This window comes from Niallia endozanthoxylica (assembly GCF_008710145.1).
Taxonomy (GTDB): domain Bacteria; phylum Bacillota; class Bacilli; order Bacillales; family Cytobacillaceae; genus Bacillus_BD; species Bacillus_BD endozanthoxylica.
On sequence record NZ_VYKL01000015.1, the window covers coordinates 532,045 to 552,657 of the forward strand.

Annotated in this window: 22 protein-coding genes and 1 riboswitch; of the genes, 5 read left to right on the plus strand and 17 right to left on the minus strand. The window is 36.3% G+C overall.

Annotated elements, in window-relative coordinates; genetic code table 11:
- Positions 1 to 39: 39 nt before the first annotated feature.
- The 4 genes from F4V44_RS09735 to prsW all read right to left on the minus strand — a co-directional run bounded on the left by F4V44_RS09735 (position 40) and on the right by prsW (position 4,128).
- Complete coding sequence (locus tag F4V44_RS09735; RefSeq protein ID WP_150439796.1) at positions 40 to 705, minus strand: flagellar brake protein; 666 nt, start codon at positions 703 to 705, stop codon at positions 40 to 42.
- 312 nt (positions 706 to 1,017) lie between these two features.
- The gene (gene ypeB / locus F4V44_RS09740; RefSeq protein WP_150439797.1) at positions 1,018 to 2,370 is read right to left on the minus strand and encodes a germination protein YpeB; all 1,353 of its coding nucleotides are present in this window, start codon (positions 2,368 to 2,370) and stop codon (positions 1,018 to 1,020) included.
- 12 nt (positions 2,371 to 2,382) lie between these two features.
- Positions 2,383 to 3,288, minus strand: coding sequence for a spore cortex-lytic enzyme (gene sleB, locus F4V44_RS09745; RefSeq protein ID WP_150439798.1), 906 nt, complete (start codon positions 3,286 to 3,288; stop codon positions 2,383 to 2,385).
- Positions 3,289 to 3,444: 156 nt separating this feature from the next.
- Complete coding sequence (prsW, locus tag F4V44_RS09750) at positions 3,445 to 4,128, minus strand: glutamic-type intramembrane protease PrsW (protein ID WP_150439799.1); 684 nt, start codon at positions 4,126 to 4,128, stop codon at positions 3,445 to 3,447.
- A 253-nt stretch (positions 4,129 to 4,381) separates the two neighbouring features.
- On the opposite strand from prsW, the gene F4V44_RS09755 reads away from it, so the two are divergent.
- On the plus strand, positions 4,382 to 5,347 hold the full coding sequence (locus tag F4V44_RS09755; RefSeq protein WP_150439800.1) for an asparaginase: 966 nt from the start codon (positions 4,382 to 4,384) through the stop codon (positions 5,345 to 5,347).
- Positions 5,348 to 5,399: 52 nt separating this feature from the next.
- On the opposite strand, the gene F4V44_RS09760 is transcribed toward F4V44_RS09755, so the two are convergent.
- The 4 genes from F4V44_RS09760 to F4V44_RS09775 all read right to left on the minus strand — a co-directional run bounded on the left by F4V44_RS09760 (position 5,400) and on the right by F4V44_RS09775 (position 9,442).
- Positions 5,400 to 6,377 carry a YpdA family putative bacillithiol disulfide reductase gene (locus F4V44_RS09760; RefSeq protein WP_150439801.1) on the minus strand — a complete coding sequence of 326 codons (978 nt, stop codon included), beginning with the start codon at positions 6,375 to 6,377 and terminating at the stop codon, positions 5,400 to 5,402.
- A gap of 107 nt (positions 6,378 to 6,484) precedes the next feature.
- Positions 6,485 to 7,762: a Glu/Leu/Phe/Val family dehydrogenase gene (locus F4V44_RS09765; protein ID WP_150439802.1), complete on the minus strand. Its 1,278-nt coding sequence runs from the start codon at positions 7,760 to 7,762 to the stop codon at positions 6,485 to 6,487.
- Between the two features lie 257 nt (positions 7,763 to 8,019).
- Positions 8,020 to 8,595: a genetic competence negative regulator gene (locus F4V44_RS09770; RefSeq protein ID WP_150439803.1), complete on the minus strand. Its 576-nt coding sequence runs from the start codon at positions 8,593 to 8,595 to the stop codon at positions 8,020 to 8,022.
- 118 nt (positions 8,596 to 8,713) lie between these two features.
- Positions 8,714 to 9,442 (minus strand): metallophosphoesterase, encoded by a 729-nt coding sequence (locus F4V44_RS09775; RefSeq protein WP_223881845.1) that lies wholly within the window; start codon positions 9,440 to 9,442, stop codon positions 8,714 to 8,716.
- Positions 9,443 to 9,672: 230 nt separating this feature from the next.
- Between F4V44_RS09775 and F4V44_RS09780 the strand changes: the two genes are divergently transcribed.
- The 3 genes from F4V44_RS09780 (at position 9,673) to cotJC (ending at position 10,930) form a co-directional block, all read left to right on the plus strand.
- A complete protein-coding gene (locus tag F4V44_RS09780; RefSeq protein WP_150439804.1) occupies positions 9,673 to 9,915 on the plus strand; it encodes a spore coat associated protein CotJA in 243 nt (80 codons plus the stop codon).
- On the plus strand, positions 9,912 to 10,172 hold the full coding sequence (locus F4V44_RS09785; protein ID WP_150439805.1) for a spore coat protein CotJB: 261 nt from the start codon (positions 9,912 to 9,914) through the stop codon (positions 10,170 to 10,172). Before F4V44_RS09780 ends, F4V44_RS09785 begins: the two co-directional genes overlap by 4 nt.
- 188 nt (positions 10,173 to 10,360) lie before the next feature.
- Entirely contained in the window at positions 10,361 to 10,930 is a 570-nt protein-coding gene (gene cotJC / locus F4V44_RS09790; RefSeq protein ID WP_150439806.1) for a spore coat protein CotJC, read from the plus strand.
- A gap of 43 nt (positions 10,931 to 10,973) precedes the next feature.
- Here the strand turns inward: cotJC and F4V44_RS09795 are convergent, their stop codons facing one another.
- From F4V44_RS09795 to F4V44_RS09815, 5 genes are all read right to left on the minus strand, one after another.
- Positions 10,974 to 11,432: a YpbF family protein gene (locus tag F4V44_RS09795; RefSeq protein ID WP_150439807.1), complete on the minus strand. Its 459-nt coding sequence runs from the start codon at positions 11,430 to 11,432 to the stop codon at positions 10,974 to 10,976.
- An 83-nt stretch (positions 11,433 to 11,515) separates the two neighbouring features.
- Positions 11,516 to 12,187 carry a LysM peptidoglycan-binding domain-containing protein gene (locus F4V44_RS09800; RefSeq protein WP_150439808.1) on the minus strand — a complete coding sequence of 224 codons (672 nt, stop codon included), beginning with the start codon at positions 12,185 to 12,187 and terminating at the stop codon, positions 11,516 to 11,518.
- Between the two features lie 12 nt (positions 12,188 to 12,199).
- Positions 12,200 to 12,787 carry a CPBP family intramembrane glutamic endopeptidase gene (locus tag F4V44_RS09805; RefSeq protein WP_150439809.1) on the minus strand — a complete coding sequence of 196 codons (588 nt, stop codon included), beginning with the start codon at positions 12,785 to 12,787 and terminating at the stop codon, positions 12,200 to 12,202.
- 45 nt (positions 12,788 to 12,832) lie between these two features.
- Entirely contained in the window at positions 12,833 to 14,326 is a 1,494-nt protein-coding gene (locus tag F4V44_RS09810; protein ID WP_150439810.1) for a RecQ family ATP-dependent DNA helicase, read from the minus strand.
- Positions 14,323 to 15,375 (minus strand): helix-turn-helix domain-containing protein, encoded by a 1,053-nt coding sequence (locus F4V44_RS09815; RefSeq protein WP_223881846.1) that lies wholly within the window; start codon positions 15,373 to 15,375, stop codon positions 14,323 to 14,325. The genes F4V44_RS09810 and F4V44_RS09815 overlap by 4 nt, the downstream gene beginning before the upstream one ends.
- A 287-nt stretch (positions 15,376 to 15,662) precedes the next feature.
- Here F4V44_RS09815 and F4V44_RS09820 point away from each other — a divergent pair, with 287 nt between their 5' ends.
- Positions 15,663 to 15,911, plus strand: coding sequence for a ferredoxin (locus F4V44_RS09820; RefSeq protein ID WP_150439812.1), 249 nt, complete (start codon positions 15,663 to 15,665; stop codon positions 15,909 to 15,911).
- Positions 15,912 to 16,029: 118 nt separating this feature from the next.
- Here the strand turns inward: F4V44_RS09820 and F4V44_RS09825 are convergent, their stop codons facing one another.
- From F4V44_RS09825 to F4V44_RS09840, 4 genes are all read right to left on the minus strand, one after another.
- Positions 16,030 to 16,623, minus strand: coding sequence for an ECF transporter S component (locus F4V44_RS09825; protein WP_150439813.1), 594 nt, complete (start codon positions 16,621 to 16,623; stop codon positions 16,030 to 16,032).
- A gap of 174 nt (positions 16,624 to 16,797) precedes the next feature.
- Positions 16,798 to 16,935, minus strand: a riboswitch (FMN riboswitch).
- Positions 16,936 to 17,090: 155 nt separating this feature from the next.
- Positions 17,091 to 17,768, minus strand: a complete 678-nt coding sequence (locus F4V44_RS09830) for a peptidoglycan DD-metalloendopeptidase family protein (protein ID WP_396897495.1) — start codon at positions 17,766 to 17,768, stop codon at positions 17,091 to 17,093.
- A gap of 244 nt (positions 17,769 to 18,012) precedes the next feature.
- Positions 18,013 to 19,797 carry an ATP-binding protein gene (locus tag F4V44_RS09835; protein WP_150439815.1) on the minus strand — a complete coding sequence of 595 codons (1,785 nt, stop codon included), beginning with the start codon at positions 19,795 to 19,797 and terminating at the stop codon, positions 18,013 to 18,015.
- Positions 19,794 to 20,510, minus strand: a complete 717-nt coding sequence (locus tag F4V44_RS09840) for a response regulator transcription factor (protein ID WP_150439816.1) — start codon at positions 20,508 to 20,510, stop codon at positions 19,794 to 19,796. Before F4V44_RS09840 ends, F4V44_RS09835 begins: the two co-directional genes overlap by 4 nt.
- Positions 20,511 to 20,613 lie beyond the last annotated feature (103 nt).

A 20,613-nucleotide genomic window follows, 5' to 3' on the forward strand; every position in this document is an offset into this window, starting at 1 on the left:
TGTTATACATATTTCTATTATGGGATGGACATAGGACTATTATTCGCTTAGCTCTATTCCTTTTTTCTTAAGAGCCATTTGTCTATCAAAAGTAAACCGAAGCAGCTGCTGTCTTTGCTGGGGAGTGACCTCTGAAAACAGGATTGAAAATAAATCCTGATGCGTATTTTCCTTTTTCACAATTCTAACTACTTTACTTTCCAAATTCATGTAATGAATCTCCCCATTCTGCATGGGTAAAACAAATACCGACCTGATGTTCATTCCCGGTTTCACATTTACTAAGTGATTTAAGACAGCTAAAGCTCCTCCGGCACTGAAATCCTTTGTAATCGTCGTAAAAGGCTGAAACTCATGATTAAATGGATGGATGGCAACATCAACAGCTGTATCTATACGTACAAATTTACGCCTCTGAATTTTTATTACATTTTCATTACCAGGATAGAAAAGTTTCACCATAGGTATTCCTTGCACGATTCTTCCCAATATTTCTGTGTCAAAAGAATAGACTGATTTTCCTTCAATAAAGGAAACTCGAAGCTGGGTACCATCTATCAAAAATGTAGTTTTGTTAGTCTCTATGTTTTTCGGATAATCAATATAAAGGATATTACCCTTTTTCTCAACTAATCTGCACTTGTATCTTTCCGTTTGCTCTGGATATTTCAGTTCTAAAGTAAGTGAATTTCCTGTTGTTATCATATAATCAATCTTTCCTTTAAGAGCTTCCTAATATGTAAATTATGCCATGCTCTAATATGTTGGTGCAATAAAAAGAATAAGTTTCATAGATTAAATCTTAAAACATGGCTTTGTTACAGAATATTGTTGGTTTTCGACTCATTTAAACTGAAATATTCATTTCACATGAATGAGTCGAAAATCTGGCTTATCAACATCGTACTTTAACACAGCCTAAAACATAAAAAAATCTGCGTGATCATTCACCCTTTGCTTAAGTCTTAAAATTCGAGCAAAGAGTGAGAAAGGAACACGCAGCATCTTGTATAGTTTCTAAACTACTTTTTCATAGATAGGTTCAGCATTTTTCATTTTCTCAACTTTTTCTTCAATTCCCGATTCAGCATTAATAAAAATTCGATACGTATCCTGATCAAGAGTACCCATAAATTCATAGCATAGCACTTCTTTATTCATATCATTCATTATAACAGCTAAACCATCATCCATTACTTTTACCTGTGGATTAATTTTCTTTCGCGCTTCATCAATCGTAAGGGATGGTTCCGCTATCTGTCTCTTATCATTTACCGATTTCAAGTAATCTTCTTCCGAAAAACCGACAATTTGCCCGTTATCAAGCGCTACCTTCATTTTTACGGATTCAGGGTAAATTCTTACCCCATTCTCCGTTTTCACAAAGGTAAATACCCCAAGATTATCATATTGAGCACTTTCAAACATTTCCAAGTTCTTAAAACCGTTTTCTTTCAAAAATTGCAATGCCTTGTTAGCAGCATCATTTAGGCTGATTTTCTGTTCATTGACATCCCTTGATAAGATATACCAAATGGGATAGCCTCCTTTTTTCGTTATATCCATATTAGCTATTTGTTTCGTTTTATTGTCTTCGATGGAAACGCTATAAAACTCATAATGTGAACCATCTCCGTTTTTTGTTACATTAACCTCTACATCTTTTCCCAAATTGGCATATTGAGCAGCTATCTTCATTGCCTCTTCTTTAGAGATGTTTTTGCCTGATAAATTATTAAATCCATCATCATCCTTCTGCATATTGACAAAAGCAGGTCCGAAGTCCGTCTCTCCGTAGCTGTCTACTGCTTTTTCAACCGTTTTAAATCCATCAATAATGGTGTTATCAGCTGTTTCTTTTCCTGTTGCTAATGCAAGCTCCACATCCATCCAGCGCAGATTATTTTCCAGCGCCATGTGCTGAACATTTCTCAATTCATTTTGAATCTCTTCTGCTTGACCGTATAATTCCTTCAGAGCTTTATACTCTTCATCACTTAATGGTTCTTTTTCTAAATCCCGAATGGCCGTTTGATAACTGAAATCTCCAATTTTTGATAAAAACTCTTCTGTTTTATTAAATGGAAGCAGAGTTAATGGCAATTGCCCGACATCATTATGTGCTTGGGAAGTAATTTTCCAAACCTCTGCCAGTGCCGGTGATAAAGACTCACGAGAATTCATTGCCAGCGTGGCGCCAATTTTGTCGTGCAATAAATCCATTTGATAGGACAAATCATGAAAAGCCCTTTGATAGTTATTTTCTGCATTAATTAATACAGCATTTTTTTCCCGATGCTCCTGGTATCCCCACAATGCCGTGCCTGCAACACCTAATGACAGAACTGTAATTAAAATTCCTCTAAACATGTTCTCACCTCTTTATTTACAGAATATATGCTTGCCAATCTTTTTAATTTGCGGGCGTGTCCAAATCCAGCCGCTAGTTGCCGTATCAGGATTGAAATAATATATCGCATCACCAGTCGGATCCCAGCCATTTATGGCATCAAGCACAGCTTGTTTGGCGTTTTCATTTGGTGTAAGCCATATTTGTCCATCTGCAACAGCTGTAAATGCACGAGGTTCAAAAATAACTCCGGATACTGTATTAGGGAACGATGCACTGTTTACCCGGTTCAAAATAACCGCAGCAACTGCCACCTGTCCGATATACGGTTCACCTCTTGCCTCTCCATATACAGCGTTAGCCATTAACTGAATATCGTTTTGAGAAAATCCGCCTGGAACATTTGCAGCGGTCGGTTTATTATTGCCCTCGGGTGCTGCTGTGTTCGGCTGTTGATTTGCTTGTGTTTGCGGTTGTGCCTGAGGCTCGGGAGTTTGTTTAGCTGGCGCCTGGTTTTGTTGATTACCTCCTGCCGGTGCTTTTTCCGGTTGTTTTTGTTTATTTATATCGGTTCCTCCATAATGAGTAAATTTATTCCCTTTATTTATTTGTTCCTTAACAAATTGCTTATTGTATTTAGATGCTTTCACAAGTTTACCCTTTGTTTCCGTTCCAGCTAAACCATCTATCGGCAGGCCAAACTCATATTGAAAATTCCGTAACGCCCAATATGTACCCCAGCCGAAGACGCCATCAATTTTCCCGTTATAAAAGCCTAAATATTGCAATCGAGATTGGAGTTCAATGACATCATCACCAACAGCTCCTTGTTGTATAATCTGGTTGGAAAAGGCATTCACTTCGTCTTCTAACGGGACAATGAATAAGAATATAGAGAAAAGGACAATGAGTTTGGATTGAAATGTTATTCTTTTCATGTATCTACTACCCCCAATTATAAATCATTCTCACATTAGTCGTATTTTTTGTAGTAATTGGTTTTTTATACAGCAAATTTACAAGAAGGATAAAATTTTCCCAAATATGAACAATGTGTAAGAACTATTTTCAAATAACAAAATGCAAAAAGCCCCTCATTCACAAGAATGAAAGGCTTTTTGCATTTCAGCATATTGTGCACTTAGTGTATGGGCTTTTTTTACTTTCCATAAGCCCAACCACCATAGAAAAATCATAAATGGAAGCATAATATAGACCCAGTTGGTTTGTGAAATAAGAATATAATCATAAATACCATGTAAGAGATAGGGAATGAGGAAAGATAAGATAAGCCATTTAAGGTTTGAGGATGATGAAAACTTTCCTTTTCCTAAATAATAACCCATAATAACACCAAACAAGGCATGGCTTGGAACAGGCAAAAGCGCACGGCCAATAGCAAATTCAAGCCCGTTTGCAATCAAATATAGAATATTTTCTGTAGTTGCGAAACCTAATGATACAGAAGCACCATATACAATACCATCATATGGCTCATCGAAATGAAAATGGAGAAATGCTGTATAGTAGACAATAAACCATTTAAAGAACTCTTCAAGTAAACTAGCTGATAGAAATGCATCAGCTAAATTAGAATGTATGATATTTTCCGTTTCTAGTACATACTGAATAAACATAATGGGAAAGACAAGAAGTGAGCCGAATAAAAATGTTTTTATAACCATTGAAATAGGTTCTACACCGAAACGGTCCTTTAAATAAAAATAGCATAATAAGGCTAAACCAGGTGCAATCCCGGCTGACAATATTCCTAGCATTAGCCGTCCTCTTTTCAATCTATTTTCCTTAATCCTACCATGATATGCTCATATTGAAAATGACCTATTTTATTAGATAGGAATATTTTGTAAACAAAAAGAGCTTCAGCTTTTTATTTTTTAGGCTTTGTTAAAGTACGATGTTGATAAGCAAGATTTTTAATTCATTCGTGTGAAATGAACCAAAAATCAACAATATTATTTAACAAAGCCGTGTTTTAAAGTTATACCATCATTATTTGGAGGCTTTTATATGTCAAAGAAAATCTTAATCATTCATACCGGTGGGACTATTTCCATGAGCGAGGATGAAACTGGCACTGTGAAACCAACAGATCATAATCCAATTACAAACCATACAAAAGAATTAACCGATTTAGGAGAGCTGATCATTGAAGAGCCCTTTCAATTGCCCTCTCCACATATTACCATAAAAGAAATGCTAATCTTAAAAGAAATAATCGAACAATATCATAAACGAGGAATTGATGGGGTTGTTATTACACATGGAACCGATACACTTGAGGAAACAGCCTATTTTCTTGATTTAACCATTGACGCTCCGTTCCCCATCATCGTTACCGGTGCTATGAGATCTAGTAATGAAATTGGTTCAGATGGCTTATATAATGTCATTTCATCGATTAGGGTCGCTTCCTGTGAAGAGGCCAAAAATAAAGGTGTACTTGTTGTGTTAAACGATGAAATACATACGGCAAGCAACGTGACGAAAACACATACGAGCAATGTCTCTACTTTTCAAAGCCCGCAATATGGCCCTATTGGTATTATCACAAAACGAGGAATCATTTTTCATCACTCGCCACTGGAACTGGAATATTACCGTATTGATCAGATTTCACAACGTGTTGCTCTATTAAAGGCACATGCAGGGATGGACTCTTCCCTATTTTATGCTATTAAAGAGCTGCATTATGACGGAATTGTGATTGAAGCACTTGGACAAGGGAATCTTCCGCCTGCAACCATTGATGGGATTAAACAATTACTAAATAAAAATATTCCAATCGTTCTTGTTTCTCGCTGTTTTAATGGAATTGCAGAAGATAACTATTCCTATGAAGGCGGAGGCGCTAATTTAAAACAGCTTGGTGTCATATTCTCAAATGGCCTAAACGGTCAAAAGGCAAGAATTAAACTTTTAATTGCTTTAGCAGTCATGAAAGATATCAAAAAGATTGAGCAAATGTTCCAATAAAAACCAAAATACCAAAAAGGTCCTTACTATGCTAAGGACCTTTTTAGTATTTTTACGACATCGATTGGGATTTTGTTTTCTTTAAGGCGTTAGCAATTTTCCCTCCATGAAAACGCCCATTTTCAATAAATATCTCATTCGCTTCATTTCCAGCAGCAATGACCCCGGCAATAAAAATGCCTTCTACATTTGTTTCCATCGTTTCCTCATTATAATGAGGACGTCCGGTTTCACCATCAATAATTACACCCATTTTTTTAAGAAAATCCTTATCAGGATGATAACCAGTCATAGCAAATACAAAGTCATTTTTAATCGTGTATTCCTGACCATCTTTTACATATGTCAATGTATTTTCTGTTATTTCTGTAACGGAGGATTCCCATACCATTCGGATACGCTCATTTCGAACATGTCCCTCAAACTCAGGCAGAATCCACGGTTTAATCTTAGGTGAATATTCACTGCCGCGATATAAAACAGTCACCCTTGCCCCCGCCTTTACAAGTTCAAGTGTTGTATCAACACCTGAGTTCTTTAATCCAATGACAACGACATCCTTATCAAAATATGGGTGTGCTTCTTTAAAATAGTGGTAGACCTTTGGCAAATCTTCACCCGGTACATGTAAATAGTTAGGATGATCATAATAACCTGTTGCTACCACAACAGAAGCTGTTTCATACTGCTCTTTACTAGTTGATACAATAAAGCTTGAATGATTCTTTTTAACATTTAATACTTTTTCAAAAGCATTTACACGCACATTTTTTCTTTTAACCACTTCTCGATAATAGGACAGAGCCTGACTCCGGTTTGCTCTGCGTGTTTCTGTTATAAAAGCTACATCCCCTATTTCTAATTTATCACTAGAGCTGAAAAAGGTTTGGTGTGTAGGGTAATGGTAAATAGCATTCACAATGTTTCCTTTTTCAATAACCAGCGGTGTAATTCCCACTTCTTGTAACGCAATGGCTGCAGCCAATCCACATGGACCGCCGCCAATAATAATGACCTCTTCCTGTCTCATTCTTTGTTCACTCCTAAACAAACATATCTATGAAATAATATGGCAATAAAATAATAACTCCTATCTATACTATGATAGGAGTTTTAATGAAAAGTTTCAATAATATATTAAACCCAGCCCCGATATCTGGAAGCTTCCGCCATTTTCCTTACGCCAACCATGTAAGCGGCAAGTCTCATATCAACACGGCGGTTATGGGCCGTTTCATATATCGTATTAAAGGCTTTGACCATCACTTTTTCTAACCTTTCAGCCACTTCTTCTTCTGTCCAATAATAGCCCTGATTGTTTTGTACCCATTCAAAGTAAGACACCGTTACACCTCCAGATGATGCCAACACATCTGGAACAAGAAGAATTCCTCGGTTTGTTAGAATTTCAGTTGCTTCTAAAGTTGTTGGCCCATTTGCAGCCTCTACTACAATTTTCGCATGGATATTATGTGCATTTTTTTCTGTAATTTGATTTTCAATGGCTGCTGGGACAAGAATATCACATTCCTTTTCCAATAGTTCCTGATTGGTAATCGTATGACTAAATAGCTTCGTAACCGTTCCAAAACTATCTCTTCGATCCAGTAAATAATCGATGTCAAGCCCATCTGGATCATAAAGCGCCCCGTAAGCATCTGATATTCCAATTACTTTTGCACCTGCATCATTCATAAACTTTGACAGAAAACTTCCGGCATTTCCAAAACCTTGAACAATTACACGAGCACCCTTTAGTTCGATTCCCTTCTTCTTAGCTGCTTCACGGATGCAAATGGTTACACCTTTAGCCGTAGCTGATTCACGTCCATGCGAACCCCCAAGAACAAGCGGCTTACCAGTAATAAAACCAGGAGAATTAAATTCGTCAATTCGGCTATATTCATCCATCATCCAGGCCATAATTTGTGAATTGGTAAATACATCAGGAGCTGGAATATCTTTTGTTGGACCAACTATTTGACTGATTGCCCTTACATAGCCTCGACTTAAACGTTCTAATTCTCGAAATGACATATCGCGAGGATCACATACAATTCCGCCTTTTCCACCGCCATATGGAAGATCAACAATTCCGCACTTTAAGCTCATCCAAATCGAAAGTGCCTTTACTTCATTTTCTGATACAGTTGGATGAAACCGAATACCTCCTTTTGTCGGTCCTACTGCATCATTATGCTGAGCCCGGTAGCCTGTATAGATTTTCGTTGATCCATCATCCATACGGACAGGTATCTTGACAGTCATCATACGAATAGGCTCTTTAAGAAGCTCAAACACTTCTTCTGGATACCCAAGCTTTTCAAGAGCTTTGTGAATGACGGTTTGGGTGGATTTTAATATATCATGTTTCTCTTCTTGCGACTTATTTTCTTTATTATGATCGGCTGCCATTTGTAAACCTCCTAAAAAAGACAAACGAGTGTTGTTATCTTAAAAAAATAATATAATCTTTGTACTCTTTATGCAAGAAGAAAGATTTTATATTTAAAATTTTAAGAATTTTTAACATAATATTACTTATGTACTGCTAAAATTTATACGATGATCCCCCACTTGCGGATAATATTGCACGAAACCAATGTGGGGGATTTTTAAAACATAGTAAGATTATCCTCATGTATGCAAAAACCTCCTTAACTGGAAGTTTTTTAGTCAAAATATGTCATAATTTGACTAACAGCATTATCCTTCATGATGGTTTTGCCATATTCCTGAATGACATGAATACTTCTAAAAGATGGATTACCGTATTCAGCCATTATCGCAACAATTTGAGTCTGAATGTCCGAACAAACATTATCAATTAAAAAATAATAAGCATTGTTCATTGAATATAACGTCCCACCTGAAAAACCAATTACTGCTAATCGTTTAGCCAATTGAATAACGTGCTCAAAGTCTTCTATTTCAAACAGAATCTCTACATTCCCCTCCATTGTAACTTGCATATCAATAAAACTGTCCCCAAAAACATCTTCCTCTTGTTCTTCCACGGTTACAATCATGACCATTCCCTGTGCCTGCATGGAGAAAATCTCTACTGCAACAGAACCCTGTATATCAACATCAAGGGCTTCACTTGCTTCCTCAAGCATATCGTGAAAAAGCTGGTGCCATTTTAATGAATCTTTCCAAATATCTTCTTTCGTTAAACCTCTGTCAAATAAGTCATCCAGAGATAAAAATATCTTAATTTTATTTGCATTCAATCGTTCTAAGCGCATGATTATGCCCCCTACCGTGAACAAACTCTTAATGTAGTGTATGAAAAAACGCTCTGTTTGTGAGTCGTCTACAATGACTGTAACTTAATATTATTCGAATCCACCTAGGAGGTCATTTCTAAAATGACTGATTGTGTCCCTGACAAATCGTCAAAAGATGTGTTTCTGCTTTAGCCCCAAGACGGAGCGGAACCCCCGTTGTTCCATAGCCATTACTAATAAGAATGGTACGATTGTGCTCCCTTTTTAATCTCCCTTTCTCATAAAGACTAAAACCTAGAATATGAATTTGTCCTCCATGGGTATGTCCAGACAACATAAGACTTATTCCTTGGTCCTCACGAATCTTCCTATTCATTTCCGGATTATGACTGACTAAGATTTTAAAACTATTGTCGTCTGTTTCGATTAACGCTTGATCAATATCCGCCCGATTTGTACTTAAATCATCAACACCAAGAATATAAAATCGCTCTCCTTGCTTAGACTCAAAAAAAATAGAACGATTGACGAGTACCTTTACATCTAAGCTTAAAAAAAGCGAGTCTAAAAGGGGAATTTCGATTTCATAATCATTATTACCCCGCACAAAAATGACTGGTCCGAGTTTCTTCAATTGAAGAATATTGTCTTTTACCCGTTCTAGCGGAACACCCTTTTCCGTCATATCACCACCGATAATAACAATATCTACGTTCCCTTTGACTTTTTCAATTATTTGATCCGATATCCGTCTACGATGGATATCGGATATAAAGAAAAGATTAACTTCACCAAAGCTCTCCGGAAAATCAACGAACTGTAATTCCTGATAGACTACTCTATCAGCAAACGCCTCTTTAAACATATAAAAAAGCAATCCTGCTCCTAGCAAAAAACATAGTATCAATATAAAGATAATTACCATAAGTCCCCCAATAATATTGAATTGGTTTTCCCTCACTTCTTTTTCAATCTTTAGAAATCATATCATAAATGACAAAAAAGACTACTATGACAGATTGCAGCCAATAAAAAAAGTACATAGAAAGAATTTTCTCTCATATGATTTAAAGACGCATACGAAGGAGGGATTGTATGTTTACGAATACAAAGTTTTATCATCCATATATAAGTCCATTTGATCCATGCAAACCAATGAAAACAAAAAAATATTCCACTCCTCCACATCTATATATAGGATTTCAGCCACCTAACCTCGAGCAATTTTCACCCATGGAAGCACTGCGGGCCGGAACACTTTGGAAAGCTTTTTATGACCCCTATTACAACTCCTATGAACTAGCTAAAGGAGGAATAAAAGGAGGAATAAAAGGATGAAGCAGCTGCCTCCAGAATATTATCAGTTACTCGAACAACTTCAAGCGGTTGATTTTGTTCTCGTTGAACTGACTTTATATTTAGATACCCATAATGAAGATGCAGAAGCGATTAACCAATTTAATCAATACGCAGCGGAACGAAAAAAAATAAAAAAGGCAATCGAAAGTAAATATGGTCCCCTCCAACAATTTGGCAACAGCTATTCCGGATGTCCCTGGAACTGGGATGACCCGCCATGGCCATGGCAAATCTAGGATGCGGAGGAGGCTTGCCCAGGGACGACAAGCATAAGACGAGCCGCCAAGAAGGTTGTTCTTTCATCTTCTTGGCGGATTGGCCAGACTTTCGTTCCTAGCCCTCGCAGCTCGACTGTCTAGAAGTGATGACGCCTTGTCCAGTCGCGGCAGTGTAATACCTCGTAAAAAAGGAGGAATCGAGCAGAATGTGGATATATGAAAAAAAATTACAATATCCAGTCCGAGTCAGTAAATGTAATCCAATGTTAGCGAAATTTTTAATCGAACAATACGGCGGGGCCGACGGTGAATTAGCTGCTGCTCTGCGTTATTTAAATCAACGTTACACAATTCCAGATAAAGTTGTCGGTTTATTAACAGATATCGGCACTGAGGAGTTTGCCCATTTAGAGATGATTGCAACAATGGTCTATAAATTAACGAAAGATGCCACTCCTGAGCAAATGAAAGCAGCAGGTCTTGATGGGCACTACGCGAACCATGATAAAGCCCTTTTTTATCATAATGCGGCCGGAGTGCCGTGGACGGCTACCTATATTCAAGCAAAAGGAGATCCAATCGCAGATCTTTATGAAGATATTGCCGCCGAAGAAAAAGCAAGAGCCACCTATCAATGGTTGATTAATATGAGTGATGATCCTGATATAAATGATAGTCTCCGCTTTTTAAGAGAAAGAGAAATCGTTCATTCCCAGCGTTTCCGTGAAGCCGTAGAGATACTGAAAGATGAGAGGAATCAAAAGAAAATATTTTAACCCCATTCAATATATGAAAACAAATAAGAGCAGGTACCTGCTCTTATTTGTTTTCATGATATAAATTAATATCATAATTCTTTTTCATCATTTCAAAAACAAGATGACGATTTTGCCATGCATCTTCCTTTTTCCATAAATCCTTACTTTTATCAATGATTTCACAGCGCAAAGCATGAAATTCCTTTTCTGCCTTATCTCTTTTTTGCCGATAAACATTCATCAAACCAAATAAGCCAAATATCACCATTAGCATGAATAAATTACTTGAATGATTAACAAAGTTTGAGAAAAGTGCAGCGAAAGAGTATGAATAGGGATTTATCGTTGTGAAATAAAGAAAAATTAAATAAACAAATGTAATGAGAATTGTACTCCACATAACCATTAAATGTAAGCGCGTTAAGTGATCAAATTTTTGTTTTCTTTCTACCACCTTTTGTAACATTTTTCTTGTAGCTTGATCGGTTCTTTCATCAAGCATCATAATGGATGATTCCATACTATCCCCGCCTTCCCCTAACAATCTATGAACTTGTCCGAGGATATATGATTAAAAAACCGGACTCAAGTATGAGACCGGTTTTACTTGTTAAACGGAATAATTAGAACCTGCCCTACCCTTATCTCATTTGAAGTAAGACTATTGGTTGCTTTTATTGTATCAATACCTACTTTCGATTGATAATACATCATAGAAATTCTAAAAATGGTTTCACCAGGCTTTACAGTATGATAGACAGTATCCTTTGGCGTTGAATCCGAACTTCCGTCACCTGCTTCAATCAAGGCGGATTTATCAATTGATTGATTATCCGCGTCCTGTTGATCAAGGCTCGCATCTATTTCTTCACCGCTCGGTTCCGTTTCTAGTAAACCTGAATCTTCTTCCGCACCATCATCCGTTGATTGGCTGTTTTCCACATCAGGAGAATTTTCTTCAGGATTATCTATATCAATAAATTCAAAACCATCCGTGGATTCTCCAACGGCCGGCTCTGAATCACCTATTTTATTCTTGGCCACCGCAGAGTAAATACTAAAGATAGTGATTGGAAGCAGAATAAAGAATAGCACTAGTAAGCGAATAACTGGATATTTCAACTTCCATTTATTCTTTTTCCTTTTCTGTTGATGAACACGGCTTCTTGGCGGCAGCTCCTCTCTATCGACAGCCTGTCCCTCTTCAAAATCCGCCGGTTTTATTCTTTGTCGAAGTTTTTCTGCTTGATCTCTATATGGACCTTCTTTATTCATGATTGTCCCTTCCTATTCAGTATGTTTCTTTGCTTTGTTTTTAATGACGCATCCTAGTAAAAAATCAATTAAAAAGTGCATAAAAATAGTAACAAGGATATTTTCTGTTTGTAAATAAATATAGCCAATCAAAAAACTTAATCCGATTACATTTATAAATAAAAACCAATTAAATAAATAGCGATAATGTACAAAAGCAAAAATAAGACTTGATATCACTAGACCGAGATGAGTTTGTATAATCCCTCGGAATAATATTTCTTCACTGATTGAGACAATAGCCGCTATAAAAGCCACTTGAAGTATGGATTTTCCTTGGAAAAGCCGGCTGTTTAATCCACCATCATCGTAATATTTATCTGGTAATATTCTCATCAATATCAAATCTAAAAAAAAGACAGCAAGTCCTGCGGTTCCACCAACTAATAATATATTCGGGTCATTCCATCTAAACAGCATAAAAAAAGCAGAGTAGTTATCAAATAAAAATATACCCAAAAAAAATGAACATAGGATAAGAAAAATTTGTGTAAAGTATAAAGAACGAATCAACTGTTCATCTGTAAGGTCTTGAATAAGGTCACGATACTTTTTTTTCATCGTTTCAGCTCTCTTATAGCATTTTTATAAACAACAACCCGTATTTTAATTTAATAATATATCAGCTAACCGCTGTTTCCAACTAAATTCGTCATTATTCTTGGCAAAATCAGGTGTTTTATCAAACTTACTCCATTCCAAACCGCAAATATCACAACAGTTTTCCGGTCTGTTATCTATCAGTTCTTTCTCTCCAAAATAAGTAAGGATGTGCTCTCTTCTGCAACTATTAGAGTTGCTCCAACTTGTCATGAACGAAATCTTTTCCCGTTTTAATTGCCTTCTACTTTCCAATTCTTTTTTATAATGACTAAAAATCTGTTGTACATCTTTCCTTTCATCCATCCGTAAGAGATAATCACATAACATCCGCCATTGAATATCAGTAAACCCCCCTATTTTTTTCCATTCATCTTGAAATGGTATCTGATAAACGGAAAAATTCTTTGATGTTTTCATCACTTCAACTAACCAATCCAACTGCTCCGAAGAGGGAATTTCTGACTCTGCCAGCTGATAGGCTATTTGCTCATCTCCTGTGGAATATAAGAGCACGGCAATACTTGGCTTTCCATCTCTTCCCGCCCTCCCAATTTCCTGAAGGTAAGACTCCATTTGCTGAGGCATATGAAAATGAATAACAAAACGAATATTTTCTTTGTTAACCCCCATTCCAAATGCACTTGTCGCACAGATAATATCAAGCTGATTATGTAGAAATTGTTGTTGAATTAAGATTCTTGACTCTTGGTCCATCCCGCCATGATAGGCCATTACCTTAGAAATTCCTTTATTTTGTAAAAAGCTAACTGCTTGTTCTGCCATTTTTTTACTTGAAAAATAAACAATACCAGGCTTTTCCAACTTCGAAACAAACTCATTCAATATTTCCCATTTCTCCTGATGACTGGCAATATTACGGACTGCCAAAGCAATATTCGGACGATCAACTGAAGCAAACACTTTTTTACAACGGTCAAGCTCCAATGTTTGAGTGATGTCTTGAATAACAAGTTTTGTCGCAGTTGCCGTTAAAGCTAATGTTAACGGCTGACCTAAGCTTTTACGAACAGCGCCGAGTTTAATATAGTCAGGCCGAAAATCATATCCCCACTGTGAAATACAATGAGCCTCATCAATCACAAATAACGAAATATTTAAACGCTTGAGGTTCTCTATTATTAGATCATTAGCCAATGTTTCAGGTGAAATAAAAATAAATTTATACTTTTCTAATTGCTTTAATACCTTTATTCTTTCCACTCTAGAAAGAAAAGAATTAATTGCTACCACACTTTTTTCACCATTCATTTTCATCTGCTCAACCTGATCCTGCATTAAAGATAATAATGGGGATACAACAAGCACTTGGCCTGGCAGCAAATAACCCGGTAATTGATAACAAAGTGATTTACCTGTTCCAGTTGGCAGCATTGCCATTGTATGACAGCCATTAAGAACAGAGGTAATGACTTCCTTCTGACCCGGACGAAATGAGGTATATTGAAAATATTGAAATAAATAATTTTCCAGTATCATAATTCTTCACCATACTTTGCTAAAACAAGTCTTATTTCGAAGTAATCAGTATTTGAGACCATACTGCGAATTTGCTTAAGCTGCTTTGTTTGCACTGCCTTTGCAGCCTTTTTTATTAATTCTTGTTTTTCAATTGATACATAAGAGTCAATCGAAAAACTTTTTATATTTAAAGCTAATTCAACAAGATGATCTTCAATTGTGCTTTTTTTTAGTCCACGAATGGTCATAATATCAGTAACGGAGTTACCTTGTTTTAATAAAGCATAGGTTTTTTCCGTTGAATTGGTCAGTTGATGCTTTTGTGATTTTCCCAGAAAGGAATGCAGTATTGGAAGTTGGCCCGGATTTTCTTCAATATAGCCAGTTACGTAATGAAGAGTACTTAAAAAATGATAATGGTAATAAGATAACTCCATTTGGAAGGTTTGCGCAGCTTGTGATTCTGTTAAACCCATGGAACGAAATCCGCTCAGTCTAATAACTAAGTATTCCGGCACTATTGAAAAGTCACTTTCTAAACACATGACCAATTCTTCATATAACTGCAATCCGAGAGCATCTCTGCTCAGCCTATTTTGCTTAAGAAATTGTCTCATCCACAAAAGTGTATCCGCTTTTCTTTGAATAGGTATATACTTTGATTCACGTTTTTTTAAATGCGAAATAACTTGAATAGCAAGAGATAATCTTTCCCAAAACACAATAGCTGTTCGTTGATATTTCCAGCCATTTAAATGATTAGGTATCGGCGTTTGCGCTAACGCTTGATTTAGCCGATTCTCGCCTTTTAATGTAACGGAATAATGCTGATTTGCTTTTTCAACAATTAACTGCTCGTTTAACAAGAAGGAAATATTTTTTTCCAATAACTCTCTGCTCATATTCGTATCGGTTTGAAAAAAAGGGGTTAACTGAAATAAATGGGCATCCTGAATAGTCTGCGAAGATTTTTTCCCATGTAATAAATGATAAATGGAATAGATTGTTCGTTCACCTTGAAGTTTATGTAAACAAAATAGAATAATCAATTGATTAAATGTCAGCATTATTTCATCACCATATTTTATCTTTTTTTGTCAAAATAATGAACACCGTAATACAAATCACAGAATTTTGTCTTATTACATCATATCATGAAAAAGTGGAACTAGTTATTATAATATATGTTTCACGTTTTTCATAATAAAAAGCTTAAATGGTATTCTCAATATTTTTTCTATTGAAAAGTTTTTCATACAGCTTTACAATAGGGATTAGAAAAGCGTTTATCGTTGAAATATTTTCGTTTAGACGATAACAATAAAAAGCTTATATTTTTTGGGAGGTTTTATTAATGGCAAAATATACTATCGTAGACAAGGAAACATGTATCGCATGTGGAGCATGTGGAGCAGCAGCACCAGACATTTATGATTATGATGATGAAGGTATTGCATTCGTAACACTAGATGATAATCAAGGTTCTGTCGAAATTCCAGATGTATTAATTGATGATATGATGGATGCTTTTGACGGCTGTCCTACAGATTCAATTAAAGTTGCTGATGAGCCATTTGACGGAGACGCAACTAAATTCGAATAATTCCAGCAAAAAAAGCTCTCTGCTTTCAGGGGGCTTTTTTTCACGGCTGTTTCATACTGTTTTTTATACACGCGATAAAAAGCACCCGTTAAGGTGCTTTTCATCGCGTGCATGATATTTAGATTTTATACTCCTTATAGGAAGTTTGTTTATTTAGCCATGTTCCCATTTTTGTAAAAAGAAGCATGAATACAAGGGACATCGCCAAACCTTTTATTAAATTAAACGGGAGAATACCTGCAACAATATATTGACGTATTTCCGTTCCGCTCATTGCTGGCCAATTAAGGAAAAATGTATATGCCGGTAAAATAATATAATAATTAAGAATACTCATAATGCCTGACATTAAAATGGATCCAATAATTAAGGCAAACGTCATGCCCTTTTTAGATTTCATTTTATTATAGATATAATAAGTTGGCAGGATAAAAAGAATTCCTGCAATAAAATTCGCCATATGACCTACAGGTACGCCAGTTTCACTGCCTGTCATAAAGTAATCAAGAACATTTTTTAATAATTCAACTAAGATACCCGCCATTGGACCAAAAATTAAAGCCCCAATTAATGCCGGAATATCACTGAAGTCGATTTTTAAGAAGTTTGGAAACGGCGGAATTGGAAAATTCACCAACATTAAAACATACGCTATGCTACTTAACATAGCAATTGACACTAGTGCTCTTACTTTGTTTTGACCTTTACCCATTTTACTTTCTCTCCTTCTTTTGGATCCATCATCTCCAAAGAAGCAGGTTTAGCATTTTATACCTGATAAAAATTCCACAAAAAAACCTCAAGCCTTATCACTTGAGGGAGAATTTTTATTAGAAGGTATGCTTAATAAACATTCAATAATTAAAATTTTTGAATGCTGCCAAACCCCCATCTTCTCCCATCCAGACTGTACTGTCGGCTTTGGAATTGCACCAAATCCTGCCTAAAAAATCAGGCTCACGGGCTTAGAGAATCTCATCTCATCACCGTCGGTCGGGAATTTCACCCTGCCCCGAAGATAGATCTTATTTTATTTTACAAGTTAATTATACTAGGGGATTACACCCTTGTGAATCCATTAGTTTAAAAATTATTCATTTATCTTTTCTATCGCCATTTTTTCAACAAAATCTCCATAAAAAAACAAAAGGACAGCTTGTCCTTTTGTTCTTTTTCGCATTATTTTAGAATCAACTTTTGCTCTGGAATAATAAGGTCATTTTTCAAATGATTTTTCTCTTTTAATTCCCAAACACTTATATTCATTTTTTTCGCAATAGAATACAATGTATCACCAGCCTGAACGACATATTCAGCTTTTACATCATCCATTAGGCGACCAGCTGTTTCAACTGCCAACTGATCTTTTTGGACCGCAGCAACTGCTTGTCCAACCTTTACCTCGCCTAATGCCAGCATCGGATTAAGCGCATTTTTTTTATCAACTGTCCAATGTGATTGATGTACTTCAAAATGCAAATGGACACCAGATGAATCTCCTGTGCTGCCCATTTTTCCAATGACATCACCCTTGTGCACTCTTGTCCCTTTTTGGACCATTCTTGCCTGTAAATGGGCATATACTGTCTCAAAGTTTTTATCATGTTTGATGAACACTACATTTCCATATGTATCAGAGTAATACGATTTAGAGACAACTCCGTTTTCCACTGCATGTATAGAAGTACCTGGGGATGATGCAATATCAATCCCCATATGCTGTCCCTGTCTTGTACCAAAAGAATCAGTAATAACCCCATCAGACGGCCACATCCAATTGGCTGTCACCTCGTTAATGCTGCTGGCAGCCTCAGCGTGTTTTATTCCAAAGAATAATAAACTAACACACACAGCCATTATTCCAGCAATCAAAAAACGCTTTATGTACTCTCGCAATTCTTTTCCTCCTTGTACTTGTACCTCTTTTCACACTATGAAAGCCTGGCTGAATTTAGAACTCCGGTTCTTGCAAAAACACATCTATTAGAATGCAGCCAAAAGGAAGATTTTATACAAGAAAAAAACAGATATTTACAAACAAAAAACACCTGTCGATGACAAGTGTTTTTGTTTCTTGTGAATCAAGAACAATCGGCAAGTTTTAACTTTTTTTTGCATTTCTCGGCAGATTAAACGAAAAGATTGTCCCTTTCCCAAGAATACTTTGTACAGTAATATGACCATGGTGTGCTTCAATGATATTTTTAGCAATAGCCAATCCAAGACCTGTACCAGACCGGCCACGCGTTCTTGCTTTATCTGCCTTATAAAAACGTTCAAAAACAAACGGCAAATCTTCTTCAGGGATGCCAGCTCCATTATCCTTTACTTCAATAGACAGTCCTCTTTCATCGCTGCGTTCGATAATTGTAACTGAACCGCCCTCCGGAGTATGACGAATCGCATTATCGATTAGATTAGTTAATACCTGTTCAATTCGATCTGAATCAAACTCAAAGCTTCCCTCATCATTTTCTCTATCAAACAATAGAGAAATCTTCTTTTCCTTAGCTAATCCTTGAAACTTACGGTTGATTTTATCCAAAAATGGTCCAATTTCAACCTTATCTAACATTAAGTTAAAATATCCAGATTCCATTCTTGCCAGGTCAAGCAGCTCATTGACAAGTCTACTCATTCTCAGTGATTCATCATAAATGATTTTAGCCATTTCTTTTTTCTCTTCGTGAGACTCCGCAATATCATCGACAATGGCTTCACTATATCCCTGCATCATAGCAATAGGGGTCCTCAGTTCATGAGATACATTGGCGATAAAATCACTTCTCATTTTATCTAGTGTTCGTTCTTCCGTCATATCCCTAACAACAGCAACAGCCCCGCGGATACTCTTATGGCTATAAAGCGGGCTCACAATCATTACCCAATAGCGTCCCTGGAGAGTTATTTCTCCTATCTGCTCTTTTTCCGTACTTACGGCTAATTCAAACAATTCCATTACCTTCGATGGTACAGCGTCAGAACTGTTTTCCTTATTTTTCTTTTCATAATACCAGCTTTGTAAAAACAATTCGGCGGGCGGATTGGTCATTAGAATGGTTCCATCTCGATTAAACGTGATAACACCATCAACCATCCCGCTTAAAATACTGGACAGAAGTTCTTTTTCTTGACTTAAAGCGTTTAAATTAAATTTCAGCTGTCTGCCCATCTGATTAAAAGCAGTGGCTAATTCTCCAATTTCATCGTGGGTTAAAATTGGAACTTTTGTATCAAACTTACCACGTGCCACTTCAAAAGCAGCCTGTTTCATCTTCCGGAGCGGTGCGTTAATCCTTGTTGACAAGAAAAAAGCAAAAAAGGTAGTTAATATAATGGCTACACCTGCAGCGAGTAAGATAAATTTAGTTGTTTCTCTTGCTGTTTCTTTTCCTACCTCAACCGATTGATATATATAGACAGCAGCGTTTTGGCCATCCTGAAGGTTTAAAGGCACACCAATAATAATAAGCTGATCAGCATCTGTCTGTTGATTTCCTGCAGTAAAGGAAGTAACAACCCTTTTCGTTTTCTTTTCATCCATTACTTTCGCTAACTCGTTATCTTCAAAAAAGTATGTAACAGGGAGTTTAAGCGTATTCTCCTTTTCAGGTGACGTGTAATACTCCTGTGGACTCAAGACAATCGTAGCGTTGGTTACATCATTAACAAATTCCCAAGAAATTTCTAGAGCAGTTGAAAGATCATATTTTCCGACAATTTCTGCAATTTTTTCAGCATTATGAACCAAATTTTCTTCATTTTGCGATGTCGAATAATTTTGTAAAAATTCCATAATCATAATGGAAACGATAAAAAGGATAAACGACACCAGTAAAAGAATGGTAAACCACAGTTTAACAACTACACTTCGCCAAAACATCATTCATTAATGACCTCAAATTTATATCCTACTCCCCAGACAGTAATAATCATTTTAGCTGCCTGCTCTGAAACTTTATTTAATTTCTCACGTAAGCGCTTAACATGTGTATCAACCGTTCGTAAATCACCAAAAAATTCATAATGCCATACTTCTTTTAGTAATTGTTCACGATCAAATACTTTATCAGGTGATTTTGCGAGGAAAAAGAGCAACTCATATTCTTTCGGTGTCAAGCTGACTTCTTGACCATTCGCGATTACCCGATGGGCATCATTATCGATTGTTAAATGCGGGAAAACAATGATATCTTTTGTAACAGGTTCCGTTTGAATATAATTCGTTTTTACAGAACGTCTTAGTAATGCTTTTACCCGTAAGACAACCTCACGTGGACTAAAAGGTTTCACGATATAGTCGTCAGTACCAACTTCAAAACCTTGAACTCTATTTACTTCTTCACCTTTTGCCGTCAGCATAATAACAGGTGTACCTTTTTTTTCACGCAATTCACGGCACACTTCAATTCCATCCTTACCTGGCATCATTAAATCAAGGAGAATGACATCATAATCATTTGCCAATGCCTTTGACAGCGCTTCATCTCCATCTTCAGCTTCTTCAATTACATAGTTTTCCCTTTCCAAATACATTTTTAATAAACGTCTGATTCTTTCTTCATCATCAACCACTAATATTTTCACATTATTATCCAAAAGAATACCCTCCTAGCAAGTCTATTGTACATAAAGAATTGGGTTTTTTCTATGATTTCATAGGCTTTGACAAAAAAAATTCTTTTTAAAAAAAGCCTGCACT